Here is a 12,962-nt window from a genome sequence, read left to right as displayed (position 1 = left end):
GTATGCCTTTTATATTTAAACGATTATTTTTACTGGTCAGAAGCCATATTGATCAGGTCAGCTGGCAGGCCGTTGCAATTGCAACATTGCTACACATGCTTTTGATTTGGTTACTTTTAGGTTTGGCTGGTGAAACCGCATTAAGCCCCGTTAGTACCTTCGTTTACTACTATATAGTAACTACCTCAACGGTAGGCTACGGTGACTTTAGTGCTAGTACCGATTTAGGGCGGTGGATAGTAGCCATACTGCAAATCCCATTTGGTTTAGCTTTATTTGGTGTTCTGTTAGGTAAAACAGGGCAAACAGTTACTTATTTAATTAGGCGCGCTATGACTGGTGATAAAAGTTTTTCGCATTTCAACAATCACATTATTATTTTTGGCTGGCATCAAACTCGTACCAAGAAAATGATTGATTATATTTTGGCTGATCAAAAGCGTACTGATAGGCGTATTTTGTTGGCAGTAACAGAGCAAATGGAGCACCCATTTTTAACTAACGCGCATGTTGATTTTGTGCGTTTATCAAGTTTTACCGACTGTGAACAACTTGAACGTGTGGCTATAAAGCAAGCAGATAAAATTATTATTGATGGTCAAGATGATGATCAAACATTTACCACTGCGCTGCGGATCAGCAAGTTAGTTAAAGATGAGTGCCATATTAGTGCTCACTTTAACGATGAAAGCAAAGTCGAAATGCTGCTCGAACATTGCCGTAATGTAGAATGCTCAAGCGCCAAATCAGCAGAGATATTGGTGCGCTCAATGCAAGATCCTGGTTCAAGTCGGGTGCAAGAGGAGTTGCTTTCAACCCTACATGGCGATACTCAGTTTAGCTTAGTGATCCCCGCTGATTTGGCAGAAATGGAGTTTGGTAAATTATTTCACCACTTTAAACACGACCACGACGCTATTTTACTTGGCGTTGCACATAACCTCAGTGCTCAAAATATGGATTTAAACCCGCCGCTTAATTACCCTGTTAACAGTGGTGATATTTTACATTATATCGCTGTCGATCGCGTATTGAGCAATGAGGTTGATTGGCGGAGATTAGCTAAGTAATGAGTGAAATTGCGTTTTTAATTTTAATTTTGAGTGCCTATATTTTACCTGTAGTGATTGTGCTCAACAGTAAGCGCACTAAAGGCCATGAAAAAAATGGTTGGTTAATCGGTATTATTTTCTTTTCGTGGCTCGCGCTGCTAATGTATTTTGCTATCGTGCCTAAGCATGGCCATAAAAATAAACATACTAAGAAAAAAGTGAAAGGTTAATACCAATCGACTTAAATATTTAACCATTCTAGCGAGCTAAATAAAGCGTTAACTGCGCTATAAATGGTCAGTAACTTAACACGATTGGTATAGATAAATTTAAAGCCGATTACTATAACAAAATCGGCTTTTTATTTTGTACTGCTAGCTTTACTTTAATTGCTTTAGTTTATGTTCTACTAACGGATCATCAGGGGCAAGTTGCTGAGCAACTTCAAGTAGCTGTATCGCATCTTTTGGATGTTGCTCTTGGTGTTTAAGTGCCACATCAATCAAGGGTTGAATATCAATATTTGCTTGATGTTCTTGTACGTGAGCGTGCTTTTCATCAATGAGTATATTGTGTGCTTTACTAAGTAAATCTAGGCGATGTGGAGAGCTCTTATTGGCTCTATTGAGTCGTTTATAATAATCCTCTTTAAAGCGTAGGGTTTTGGTTTGTAATCTAAATTGAGCAATGTCGATCTGTTGATCACGAATAAAATCAACGGCGACTTGTTTGTAAAAACCAAATTTACTCAGGTAAGTTGCATGAGTACCATGACCCATACCAAATACGCGTAAATGAGTCAGCTGCGAATAACGCTTAGCGTGCATGCGGTCAATACGATTGGTGGGATCATAAATGATATGGCCTTTAGCGTTACCTAAATCGAGATCGTGGTAATCTTGCTCCCAGTCGAATTGTTGCGCAATATCGGTACTTGAGCGGTCATCCCAAGGAGCAAGCGCTTTATTTTTTGTACTAACAGGATGAAATAATAGTACCTTATCTAGCTTTAGCAAATTAGCGAAGGCACCTACTGCAAAGCCACCTCGACTTAAACCATAGCCTAACCGTTCGTTAAATGGTGTGATCAAAGGAGCTAGTTGTTCGAGAAAAAACAGTAAATTACGGTGTCTAAACCAATTGCTTATTCCTAAGTGCTGAAATGCAATTACGTTAACCTGTTGTTTTTGCGCTAGCTGAAATCCCCAAGGGCTAAATTCATCATTAAGATCGTGCTCTTGGTAATTAGTACCCGCAGGGGAGAAAGTGAATAATAAAGGCTTATTAATATCAATAAAGTGGTATTTAACAAATACATCGCCAAGTAGGTCGCCCCCAGACATTGGTAATCTGGTTTGTTGTTCATCGTGAGAAAGCGTTAACCACTCATCTAACCAATACAGTAACTTCATTCTTCCTCCAACCACATTAAGGCGCCGATCTTAGCAAATTTGCTTAAATAATAAAAATGCGATTTTTTGGAATGAGTTGGCACTAGTAAGCAAAAGCATGAGTAATGATTCAATAGTTTAGTTAGCCATGCTGATAATTTCACTCCAATCGGACTGGCTCACAGGCATAATCGAGAGCCGCCCCCCTTTTTTCAATGCGATCTCAGTAATAGCATTATTTTCCTTAATCGCTTTTAGACTGACTAATTTATTAAGGTGTTGTTTGTATGTTACGTCAACCACAAACCAACGCGGTTTTTCGGCTGTCGCTTTTGCATCATAATAGTCACTTTTTAAATCAAACTGGCTAGGATCGGGATAAGCATCACGTGTCACGGTTGCAATACCAGCTACACCCACTTGTTTGCAGCTGGAGTGATAAATCATCACCAAGTCACCTTCTTTCACTTCGTCACGCATAAAGTTGCGTGCTTGATAGTTACGTACGCCTTCCCAAATAGTGGTTTGATTTGCTGCGTGCTTTAAATCGTCGATTGAAAAAGCGTCAGGTTCTGTCTTAAATAGCCAATATGCCATAGCGGGTTTCCTAGCAAAGATTTACTTCCCTCTAGTGTATAGTATTATTAACTTATCTGGGATTGAAGAGTAATAAAATGAGCCAAGTTTTAGATGATTTACTGTCGTTATTAACATTAGAAGAAATTGAGCAAGGCTTGTATCGAGGCCAAAGCCAAGATTTGGGATTTCGTGCGGTTTTTGGTGGCCAAGTGATGGGACAAGCCCTCTCTGCCGCCAAAGAAACTTTGCCAGAAGGGCGCATTGTACACTCATTACATTCATATTTTTTACGCCCTGGGGATGCCGCAAAACCGATTGTTTATGATGTTGAAACGATTCGTGATGGCAAGAGCTTCAGCACGCGTCGTGTTAAAGCAATTCAGTACGGTAAGCCTATTTTTTATATGACGGCGTCATTCCAAGGACTTGAAGAGGGGTTGTCGCATCAAGCAACCATGCCGGATGTACCTGCTCCGGAAGAATTAAAATCATCGCTTGAGTTTTACCAAGCCAATGCTGAGCATATTCCTGAGGTGATCCGTAATAAGTTTATTCGTGAAGTGCCGATTGAAATGCGCCCGGTTACGTTTCATAACCCGTTTAAACCTGAGGTAATTGAACCAGTTAAACATATTTGGTTTAAAGCCAATGGTGACATGCCGGATGATCAGCGAATTCATAATTACTTATTAGCCTATGCGTCTGATTTTGAGTTTTTACCGACTGCATTACAGCCGCATGGTGTGTCGTTTATGCAACCTAATATGCAAGTGGCGACCATTGATCATGCGATGTGGTTTCACCGCCCGTTTCGTCTAGATGACTGGATCTTATATAGTATTGATAGCCCGAGCGCGAGTTCGGGACGAGGTTTGGTGCGCGGCCAGTTTTTTGACCGCCAAGGCAACTTAATTGCCTCGACGATCCAAGAGGGAGTGATGCGTCAGCGTTAATTACACACTGACGACTGTGCTTGGCTGAGTACAATATCACTAATCGACTGCCAGACTCGTGCTGGCAGTAAAGCTTTTAGATGCATATAGACTTCGCACAGGTCGGTACTGCCTTGTAAGCCATTATCGGTTTCACTAATCAAATGCTGTTCACGCAGATTATTGATAAAACTAACCAATACTTTTTTATCGAAAAACTCTGGGGTTTTGATGCCGTGTAATGTTCCTAAACGCTCAGCTAATACTTGGCTTTCACGCTCAAGTTCAGCACGGTCAATCCCTTTACTTGTTTGAATAAAGCCAATCACAATGGCATAACGCTGTAAGGTTAGGCTGAGTGCGCGGCCAAGTATTTCCAACTTGGCTAAGCAATCATTGCTATTGGTGATTTTTATAGCATCGCCGTCGATTTCAATTAAGTCCTGATCAACAAAGCTGGCTAAAATACGGGTAATGTAGTTTTCGTCTAACTCATGTAAAAACCACTCTTTGGCAAATAACGGGTAAAAACTACTAACCAACTCTTGGCATTGTGTGATGCTTGTTTTATGGCTTTTAAATATATGTAAGGCCAGTAAGCTAGGCACTGCAAAGGCATGTAAAATATTATTACGATAATAGTTAAAGAGGATTTTCTCTTTATCGTTAATAGCGATAATCTCCCCAAACTCGTCACTTATCACATCAAACTTATTTAATTTCAGTGCATGTGTGAGTAGTTGCTCAGCATTTTCATCAGGGGTGGTGATTTTTTCGCTATAACTGGCACTGCGCTGTAGATGCAAATAAAAGTCTAGCTGCGCTAACAGTTTAGGCTTACTCAATGCTTGCTTGTCGTTAACTAATAAAATCATTGCTAATAAATTAACTGAGTTAAGTGCAGCGGCACTGTTAATATTGACCATCACCTTGTCGGCTAAAGTGGCGACTTGCGAGCCCAGCCATTGCGGTTTCTGTACATCGGTTGGGTGAATTGATTCACGCCAATTAGGTTGGTGTTCATTGAGATACTGATTAACTGAGATTGGGTCGCCAAAGTTTAAATAACCACGGCCGTAGTTTTTTAAATTTTTAATGGCTTTAAAAATACCAAAAATTGACTCGCCTTTCTTATCATCGCCCGCTAATTCTTTTAAATAAGTGTTTATTTCCATCACGTGCTCGTAGCCAATATACACAGGCACAATTGAAATAGGGCGATCAATTCCGCGTAACATGGCTTGTAAGGTCATTGCTAACATGCCGGTTTTTGGAGGTAATAAGCGCCCAGTGCGGCTACGCCCGCCTTCAGTGTAAAACTTGACTGAGTAACCTTTAATAAATAGCTGGCTTAAATACTCTTTAAACACGGCTGAATAGAGCTTATTGCCTGCGAATGAGCGGCGAATAAAAAACGCCCCAGAGCGGCGGAAGATGCCACCGGCAGGGAAAAAGTTTAAGTTTATACCCGCAGCAATATGCGGCGGTACTAAGCCTAAGTGGTAAATCGAGTAGGTGAGCAATAAATAATCCATGTGTGAGCGATGACATGGCATATAAATGATCTCATGACCTTTGTTGGTTAGATCATGTAACTGCTCCGTGTATTTAATATCAATACCGTTATACAGTTTGTTCCACAGCCACGTTAAAACACGATCGGCAACACGAATCGTGGCATCACTGTAATTGGCGGCAATTTCGTCTAATAGTTTTAGTGCATTTTGTCTTGCTTGATCATGGCTAATATTCTTCTCTTTTGCCTCTGTTTGAATGGCTTTTTTGATTGTTGGTGAGGCGAGTAGAGAATTAAACAGTTGCTCACGTGAAGGCATCTTAGGGCCTGTCGCCGCAAGCTTTTGACGACGAAAATGTACCCGCGCAACACGCAGTAGTTTATGAGGAAGCTCATCAACATCCGCTTTTTCATTCACAAGTAATGATAAATCTAATGGCTGGCTAAAACGTACAAAATTGTCACGACCAGAAAATAGTAAAACAAAAAATTTACGAAACCAGCTGGGAGTCAATGAATGTGAAACCAGCGTGCCTAATCCCGGCTTCTCTTTACCTGGGTTACGGCCCCATAAAATAGTCACAGGGAGCACTTGTACATTTTGTTCGCCACTGGCGAGTAACTGATCAATGATTTGTTTGCCCTGCTGAAGCGCATCTGTTGGTTTTGCTTTATCGCCAAACAAAGGAGGCGGGTTTTGTAAACCAATAAAGCGATCCAGTTCTTGGCTGCCTAAGCGTTGTGATTGCATGGGGGAAGGTAGGCCAAATTTTTTACATACCTTATCCAGAGCTGCTAAATCTGAGCGGGCATTGAGCTTAACAATATAAAAGGTTGGATAAGCCGGATTAAGGCCATATTGTTCGATTGGGTTTTCGGGCAATACCTTGCTTTTCACAAACAAGCTATTCATCACCTTAGAGACAAAGTTCAAACAATAATTAAAAATACGCATCAACTCACCAAGATTAAGGGTTAGAAGTAAAAGCAAAATTAGCGCGAATAATAACAAGTAAAAACTGGACTGACCATTACCATTCTAGTTCGGACGTGATTAACTATAGTTAATTCCATGAAATGGCGACACACAGAAATGCAATTTTTGGTAACACCAAGTAGTATTCTTGGGCTCGTTGAAAATAGTTGTTGCATTTATCACCAATATCACTATAATACGCAGGCTTTCAAAATTTCCTTGTGGGTTTGAAAGGAACATTAAGCTTGGATTTCAAGCTAATAAACAGGAGTTCCGATTTGGAACTCAACGTAGATATAATTAAGCAACCGGCATCTTAAGGTTTTAAGATTGTTTCGGTCGTTTTTTTATGCTCTTTTAAATGCTCTTTATATTGAGGTTTAAGAATGTCAAATCAACGCATTCGTATTCGCCTAAAAGCTTTTGACCACCGTTTGATTGACCAATCAACGGCGGAAATCGTGGAAACTGCGAAACGCACTGGCGCACAAGTACGTGGTCCAATTCCACTACCTACACGCTTTGAACGTTTTACTGTACTTACATCACCGCACGTTAATAAAGACGCGCGTGATCAGTATGAGATCCGCACCCATAAACGTCTGATCGACATCGTAGAACCAACTGACAAGACTGTTGACGCTCTTATGCGTTTAGATCTTGCTGCTGGTGTTGATGTTCAAATCAGCCTGGGTTAATCGAAAGATTAGAGAGGTTTTAGGAAAATGGCATTAGGTCTAGTCGGTCGTAAAGTGGGTATGACACGTATCTTCACTGAAGATGGTGTATCTATCCCTGTGACAGTTATTGAAGCGACTCCTAACCGCATTGCTCAGATCAAATCTGACGCAACAGACGGTTATAACGCGCTTCAAGTAACCGCAGGCACTAAAAAAGCAAGTCGTGTAAACAAAGCTTCAGCGGGTCACTTCGCTAAAGCAGGTGTTGAAGCGGGTCGCGGTCTGTGGGAATTCCGCCTAAATGGTGGTGAAGGCGATTTTGAAGTAGGCGCTGAGCTTACTGTTGAATTATTCAACGAAATCAACAAAGTTGACGTAACCGGTACTTCTAAAGGTAAAGGTTTCCAAGGTGGTGTTAAGCGCTGGAATTTCAGCATGCAAGACGCGACTCACGGTAACTCTCTATCTCACCGTGCTCCTGGTTCAATCGGTCAAAACCAATCACCTGGTAAGGTGTTTAAAGGTAAGAAAATGGCCGGTCATATGGGTGCTGAGCGTGTAACGACTCAAAACTTAGAACTAGTACGCGTTGACGCTGAGCGTAACTTGCTTTTAGTTAAAGGTGCAGTACCTGGCGCTATCGGCGGTGACGTTATCGTTAAACCTGCTGTTAAAGCATAAGTCCTGGAGATTTAGTGATGGAATTAGCAATTAAAGACGCTTCTGGCGCTCTTGAAGTTTCTGAAGCTACTTTTGGACGTGAGTTTAACGAAGCATTAGTACATCAAGTAGTTGTTGCATACGCAGCAGGTGCTCGTCAAGGTACTCGTGCTCAGAAGACACGTTCTGAAGTAAGCGGTGGTGGTAAAAAACCATGGGCTCAAAAAGGTACTGGCCGTGCACGTGCTGGTACAATCCGTAGCCCAATTTGGCGTTCAGGTGGCGTTAGCTTCGCAGCTAAACCACAAGACCACAGCCAAAAAGTAAACCGTAAAATGTACCGCGGTGCGATCAAAAGCATCTTATCTGAATTAGTTCGTCAAGAGCGTTTAATCGTTGTTGAAAGCTTTGGTTTAGAAGCACCAAAGACTAAAGAACTAGTTGCTAAGCTTAAAGAACTTGAGCTTAAAGATGTTCTTATCGTGACTGAAGAAGTAGATGAAAATCTATTCTTATCGGCACGTAACCTGTACAAGGTTGACACGCGTGATGTAGCTGGTATCGATCCTGTAAGCTTAATCGCTTTCGATAAGGTACTTATTACAGCTGCTGCTGTTAAGCAACTTGAGGAGACGCTAGCATGATCCGTGAAGAACGTCTTTTAAAAGTGATCCTTGCTCCACATATCTCTGAGAAAAGCACTATTGCTGCTGAAGAAAACAACACAATCGTTTTCAAAGTAACAAATGATGCAACTAAAGCTGAGATCAAATCAGCTGTTGAGAAGCTTTTTGAAGTGGAAGTAACTGGTGTTCGCACACTAAACGTTAAGGGTAAAACAAAACGTACTGGCATGCGTTTCGGTCGTCGTAGCGACTGGAAGAAAGCTTACGTTACTCTTAAAGAAGGTAGCGAGCTAGACTTTGTCGGCGGCGCCGAGTAATAAGGGGAGTTAGAATTATGGCACTTCAAAAGTGTAAACCAACTTCTGCGGGTCGTCGTCACCTAGTTAAAGTGGTTAACCCAGATTTACATAAGGGTAAACCTTACGCTCCACTTTTAGAGAAAAACTCTAAATCAGGTGGTCGTAATAACAATGGTCGTATTACGGTTCGTCATATCGGTGGTGGTCATAAGCAGCATTACCGTGTAATCGATTTTAAACGTACTAAAGATGGCATTCCAGCTGTTGTTGAGCGTTTAGAATATGATCCAAATCGTAGCGCAAACATCGCTCTTGTATTATATGCAGACGGTGAGCGTCGTTACATTATCGCACCAAAAGGCTTAAAAGCTGGCGATGCAATCCAGTCTGGTGTTGATGCACCAATCAAGCCTGGTAATGCATTACCTATGCGTAATATGCCGGTAGGTTCGACTGTTCACAACGTAGAATTAAAACCAGGTAAAGGTGCTCAAATCGCACGTTCTGCTGGTGCATACGTTCAAATCCTTGCACGTGATGGTCAATATGTAACATTACGTCTTCGTTCAGGCGAAGTTCGTAAAGTTGAATCTGATTGTCGTGCGACGCTAGGTGAAGTAGGCAATGCTGAGCATATGCTTCGTTCACTTGGTAAAGCAGGTGCAAACCGCTGGCGTGGTATTCGTCCGACAGTTCGTGGTGTTGCCATGAACCCGGTAGATCACCCACACGGTGGTGGTGAAGGTCGTACATCTGGTGGTCGTCATCCTGTGTCTCCATGGGGTAAACCGACTAAAGGTGCTAAGACGCGTAAGAACAAGCGTACGGATAAATTTATAGTACGTCGTCGTACTAAGTAATATTGAGGAATAGCCATGCCACGCTCTCTCAAGAAGGGTCCTTTTATAGACCTACACTTGCTGAAGAAGGTAGAGAAAGCTTTGGAAAGCGGTGACAAGAAGCCAATTAAAACTTGGAGCCGTCGTTCAATGATCATACCTAACATGATCGGATTGACCATTGCTGTCCATAATGGTCGCCAGCATGTACCAGTTTTCGTTTCTGACGAAATGATCGGTCACAAACTAGGTGAATTTGCACCAACTCGCACTTACCGTGGCCACGCTGCGGATAAGAAAGCGAAGAAACGTTAAGAGGGGAATGATAAATGCAAGCATTAGCTAAACATAAATTCGCCTCTGGTTCGGCGCAAAAAGCACGTCTAGTTGCAGATCAGATCCGCGGGTTACCTGTCGATCGCGCACTAGAAATCCTGGCGTACAGCCCTAAAAAAGCGGCTGTATTAGTTAAGAAAGTACTTGAGTCTGCTATTGCTAACGCAGAGCATAACGAAGGTGCTGACATTGATGAGCTTCGTGTAACTACGATCTTTGTGGACGATGGTCCTACAATGAAACGTATTATGCCACGTGCTAAAGGACGCGCTGACCGCATCCTTAAGCGTACAAGCCACATCACTGTTGTGGTTTCAGATAGCTAGGAGTATAAGTAATGGGACAAAAAGTTCATCCTACTGGTATTCGCCTAGGTATCTCTAAACCTTGGGTTTCTACCTGGTACGCGAATTCAAAAGATTTCTCTGCACAGCTTTTTGGCGATCACAAAGTACGTACATTCCTTACTAAGGAATTAAAAGCGGCTTCTGTGTCTAAAATCGTTATTGAGCGTCCAGCAAAATCAATCCGCGTAACAATCCACACGGCTCGTCCGGGTGTTGTTATCGGTAAAAAAGGCGAAGACGTAGAAAAATTACGTCAAGCGGTAACTAAGATTGCTGGTGTACCTGCTCAGATCAATATTTCTGAAGTACGTAAACCAGAACTTGATGCACAACTAGTAGCAGACGGCATTGCCTCTCAACTAGAGCGTCGTGTTATGTTCCGTCGCGCTATGAAGCGTTCGGTACAAAATGCAATGCGCATCGGTTCTAAAGGGATCAAAGTTGAAGTTAGCGGTCGTCTTGGCGGCGCAGAAATCGCACGTTCAGAATGGTATCGTGAAGGTCGTGTACCTCTACATACTCTTCGTGCTGATATCGACTACGCAACTTCTGAAGCCTTAACCACTTATGGTATCATTGGTGTTAAAGTTTGGATCTTCAAAGGCGAAGTTATTGGTGGTTTACCACTAGTACAAGAGCAAGAGAAGCCAGCTAAACGCGCACCAAAGAAAGCCAAAAAAAGTGCTAAGTAGAGGTAGCGAGTAATGTTACAGCCAAAACGTACAAAATTCCGTAAAATGCACAAAGGCCGCAACCGCGGTTTAGCGCAAAACGGTAACAAAGTAAGCTTCGGTACTTTCGGTTTGAAAGCTACTGGCCGTGGCCGCATGACTGCTCGTCAAATCGAAGCAGCTCGTCGTGCCATGACGCGTCACGTGAAACGTCAAGGTAAAATCTGGATCCGTGTGTTCCCAGACAAGCCAATCACGAACAAACCGCTTGAAGTTCGTATGGGTAAAGGTAAAGGTTCTGTTGAATATTGGGTTGCTGAAATTCAGCCTGGTAAAGTACTTTACGAAATGGAAGGTGTTTCTGAAGAGCTTGCTCGTGAAGCATTCGACCTTGCTGCTCGTAAACTGCCATTCAAAACAACTTTCGTAACTCGGACGGTAATGTGATGAAAGCAAGCGAACTAAAAGACAAAAGCGTAGAAGAGCTTAATGCTGAACTTCTAGGACTTCTTCGTGAGCAGTTTAACCTGCGCATGCAAGCAAGCACTGGTCAGTTAGCTCAAACTCACACGCTAAGAACAGTACGTCGCGATATCGCGCGTGTAAAAACAATTATTAACCAGAAGGCAGGTCAATAATGAGCGATAAAATCCGTACTCTTCAAGGCACTGTAATTAGCGACAAGATGGAAAAATCTTTCACTATCGCTATCGCACGTTACGTGAAGCACCCAATCTATGGGAAATTCATCAAACGTACGACTAAATTACACGTACATGACGAAAATAACACAGCAAAAGCGGGTGACGTAGTTACTATCCGTGAATGCGCACCAATCTCTAAGACTAAGTCTTGGACATTAGTAGACGTTATTTCTAGTCCAAAACAAGCTTAATTTTTAATTAAGTCTGTTTTATAAAAAGCCCCGGCATTAGCTGGGGCTTTTTGTTTTTAGGAGCTGTAAGTTTTAAGCGGTAAGCTGTCAGCTCGGAGTGAATTTGAGGGCCGTAGCTTGGGTTGAGTATTGCGAAACCCGAGGAGAAAAAGAGCGCCGAGAATTGAAACTCCACTGATTGAACTAAATCTGTATTTAAACACTCATAAAGCAAACTGTTCACAGGGAGTTCACGTGTTTAAAAATAACTATATGGCATGGGGTATTTCTATTGGCTTACATGTCGTTATTATTTATTTAGTTTTAAGGCAAACGGTAGATATTGCAGCACCTTCTACAGAAAAAGCAATGCAAGCGTATGTTGTGGTTGACCTTGCGGCAATGCCTGCAATTGAAATAAGTACACCAGAGATGACAGCCCCTGCAATGCAGATAGAGCCTGATGAAGTTGTTCAATCCATAGAGCAGCCAGAAATCCATCAGAGTAAAAACAATGCTAAGTTGCCTGTTGATGAGCCTGCAATTATTAGTAAAAAAAATCCCCAGACAGAACCATCAGCAAGCTCGCCGAAGGTTGAGCTCTCAGCAGTTGAAGTTCTGGCAGATAAGCAGAAATTAGGTGGTGATCAGCAAGGCACAGAGCAGCCATTTAAAAAGCTTAATCCATACGCACCGATACCTCTTGTTACAGCGGCAAATGAAGCGCGCAACTCATTTGACTACTCTCAATCAGCAATACCGCAAAGCGCTGATGAAAAACTGCGATTAACAGTACCGAAAGCACACTCAACTAGTTATAAATCAGATGTAGTGTGGCAAAGCACTGATGGCAGTAAACGAATGGAGATGTATCAAGGTATGTGTTATGACATCGATTTCAACGGTGTAATGGGTAAAGCTGGTCTCCCACAAGGTTCGCCAAGGCCATGTAAAGATAACGATGCTATTTTATTCGATAAAATAATGGATAAATGGAACCGCAAAAAACCACTTAAATAGCAGGATCATAATTTACGAAGTTTTTGGCTTGTGGAAAATAGAGGCACATCAGTAGTTAGTTTGTAAATAACTTGACCTTGGTTTTACTCCAACTTTTATGATGTGTTTTTTACTTATTATTTATGATTATGTGCATCATTCAAAACTACTTATTAAGTCTACGC

18 protein-coding genes are annotated in these 12,962 nt (G+C 41.9%); 15 read left to right on the top strand and 3 right to left on the bottom strand.

Translation table 11 applies throughout. The annotated features are described in order from the left end of the window. The first annotated feature begins 2 nt into the window (after positions 1-2). Both KAN5_RS13220 and KAN5_RS13215 read left to right on the top strand, forming a co-directional pair. The gene (locus KAN5_RS13220) at positions 3-1,070 is read left to right on the top strand and encodes a potassium channel family protein (protein WP_029216167.1); all 1,068 of its coding nucleotides are present in this window, start codon (positions 3-5) and stop codon (positions 1,068-1,070) included. Beyond that, a complete protein-coding gene (locus KAN5_RS13215; protein WP_016709043.1) occupies positions 1,070-1,282 on the top strand; it encodes a hypothetical protein in 213 nt (70 codons plus the stop codon). Before KAN5_RS13220 ends, KAN5_RS13215 begins: the two co-directional genes overlap by 1 nt. Before the next feature lie 150 nt (positions 1,283-1,432). Here the strand turns inward: KAN5_RS13215 and KAN5_RS13210 are convergent, their stop codons facing one another. Together KAN5_RS13210 and KAN5_RS13205 are read right to left on the bottom strand one after the other, a co-directional pair. Next, positions 1,433-2,464, bottom strand: coding sequence for a hypothetical protein (locus tag KAN5_RS13210; protein ID WP_016709044.1), 1,032 nt, complete (start codon positions 2,462-2,464; stop codon positions 1,433-1,435). Positions 2,465-2,581: 117 nt separating this feature from the next. Then, entirely contained in the window at positions 2,582-3,040 is a 459-nt protein-coding gene (locus tag KAN5_RS13205; protein ID WP_016709045.1) for an EVE domain-containing protein, read from the bottom strand. Between the two features lie 77 nt (positions 3,041-3,117). Here KAN5_RS13205 and tesB point away from each other — a divergent pair, with 77 nt between their 5' ends. Next, positions 3,118-3,975, top strand: a complete 858-nt coding sequence (gene tesB / locus KAN5_RS13200) for an acyl-CoA thioesterase II (RefSeq protein ID WP_016709046.1) — start codon at positions 3,118-3,120, stop codon at positions 3,973-3,975. Here tesB and plsB read toward each other — a convergent pair. Continuing rightward, the gene (gene plsB / locus KAN5_RS13195) at positions 3,972-6,425 is read right to left on the bottom strand and encodes a glycerol-3-phosphate 1-O-acyltransferase PlsB (RefSeq protein WP_016709047.1); all 2,454 of its coding nucleotides are present in this window, start codon (positions 6,423-6,425) and stop codon (positions 3,972-3,974) included. The two genes, tesB and plsB, sit on opposite strands and share 4 nt — an antisense overlap. Before the next feature lie 407 nt (positions 6,426-6,832). On the opposite strand from plsB, the gene rpsJ reads away from it, so the two are divergent. The 12 genes from rpsJ (at position 6,833) to KAN5_RS13135 (ending at position 12,798) form a co-directional block, all read left to right on the top strand. Beyond that, the gene (gene rpsJ, locus KAN5_RS13190) at positions 6,833-7,144 is read left to right on the top strand and encodes a 30S ribosomal protein S10 (RefSeq protein ID WP_002957900.1); all 312 of its coding nucleotides are present in this window, start codon (positions 6,833-6,835) and stop codon (positions 7,142-7,144) included. A gap of 27 nt (positions 7,145-7,171) precedes the next feature. Beyond that, positions 7,172-7,807 carry a 50S ribosomal protein L3 gene (gene rplC, locus KAN5_RS13185; protein ID WP_016709048.1) on the top strand — a complete coding sequence of 212 codons (636 nt, stop codon included), beginning with the start codon at positions 7,172-7,174 and terminating at the stop codon, positions 7,805-7,807. A gap of 17 nt (positions 7,808-7,824) precedes the next feature. Beyond that, positions 7,825-8,430: a 50S ribosomal protein L4 gene (rplD, locus tag KAN5_RS13180; protein ID WP_016709049.1), complete on the top strand. Its 606-nt coding sequence runs from the start codon at positions 7,825-7,827 to the stop codon at positions 8,428-8,430. After that, the gene (gene rplW, locus KAN5_RS13175) at positions 8,427-8,729 is read left to right on the top strand and encodes a 50S ribosomal protein L23 (protein ID WP_016709050.1); all 303 of its coding nucleotides are present in this window, start codon (positions 8,427-8,429) and stop codon (positions 8,727-8,729) included. Before rplD ends, rplW begins: the two co-directional genes overlap by 4 nt. A 17-nt stretch (positions 8,730-8,746) precedes the next feature. Further along, a complete protein-coding gene (gene rplB, locus KAN5_RS13170; protein WP_016709051.1) occupies positions 8,747-9,571 on the top strand; it encodes a 50S ribosomal protein L2 in 825 nt (274 codons plus the stop codon). Between the two features lie 15 nt (positions 9,572-9,586). Then, positions 9,587-9,865, top strand: a complete 279-nt coding sequence (gene rpsS / locus KAN5_RS13165) for a 30S ribosomal protein S19 (protein WP_010561269.1) — start codon at positions 9,587-9,589, stop codon at positions 9,863-9,865. Between the two features lie 14 nt (positions 9,866-9,879). After that, positions 9,880-10,212, top strand: coding sequence for a 50S ribosomal protein L22 (rplV, locus tag KAN5_RS13160; protein ID WP_004588690.1), 333 nt, complete (start codon positions 9,880-9,882; stop codon positions 10,210-10,212). A gap of 11 nt (positions 10,213-10,223) precedes the next feature. Then, positions 10,224-10,925, top strand: a complete 702-nt coding sequence (rpsC, locus tag KAN5_RS13155; RefSeq protein ID WP_008108350.1) for a 30S ribosomal protein S3 — start codon at positions 10,224-10,226, stop codon at positions 10,923-10,925. A gap of 12 nt (positions 10,926-10,937) precedes the next feature. Then, entirely contained in the window at positions 10,938-11,351 is a 414-nt protein-coding gene (gene rplP / locus KAN5_RS13150; protein ID WP_016709052.1) for a 50S ribosomal protein L16, read from the top strand. Next, positions 11,351-11,542 carry a 50S ribosomal protein L29 gene (gene rpmC, locus KAN5_RS13145; RefSeq protein WP_004588692.1) on the top strand — a complete coding sequence of 64 codons (192 nt, stop codon included), beginning with the start codon at positions 11,351-11,353 and terminating at the stop codon, positions 11,540-11,542. The genes rplP and rpmC overlap by 1 nt, the downstream gene beginning before the upstream one ends. Beyond that, positions 11,542-11,799 (top strand): 30S ribosomal protein S17, encoded by a 258-nt coding sequence (gene rpsQ, locus KAN5_RS13140; RefSeq protein WP_016709053.1) that lies wholly within the window; start codon positions 11,542-11,544, stop codon positions 11,797-11,799. Before rpmC ends, rpsQ begins: the two co-directional genes overlap by 1 nt. A gap of 234 nt (positions 11,800-12,033) precedes the next feature. Next, positions 12,034-12,798 carry a hypothetical protein gene (locus KAN5_RS13135; protein WP_244389886.1) on the top strand — a complete coding sequence of 255 codons (765 nt, stop codon included), beginning with the start codon at positions 12,034-12,036 and terminating at the stop codon, positions 12,796-12,798. Positions 12,799-12,962 lie beyond the last annotated feature (164 nt).

The organism is Pseudoalteromonas sp. KAN5, from assembly GCF_022846535.1.
Lineage (GTDB): Bacteria > Pseudomonadota > Gammaproteobacteria > Enterobacterales > Alteromonadaceae > Pseudoalteromonas > Pseudoalteromonas haloplanktis.
Note: the sequence above shows the minus strand (reverse complement) of the source record. Positions and strands in the feature narration are given on the sequence as shown.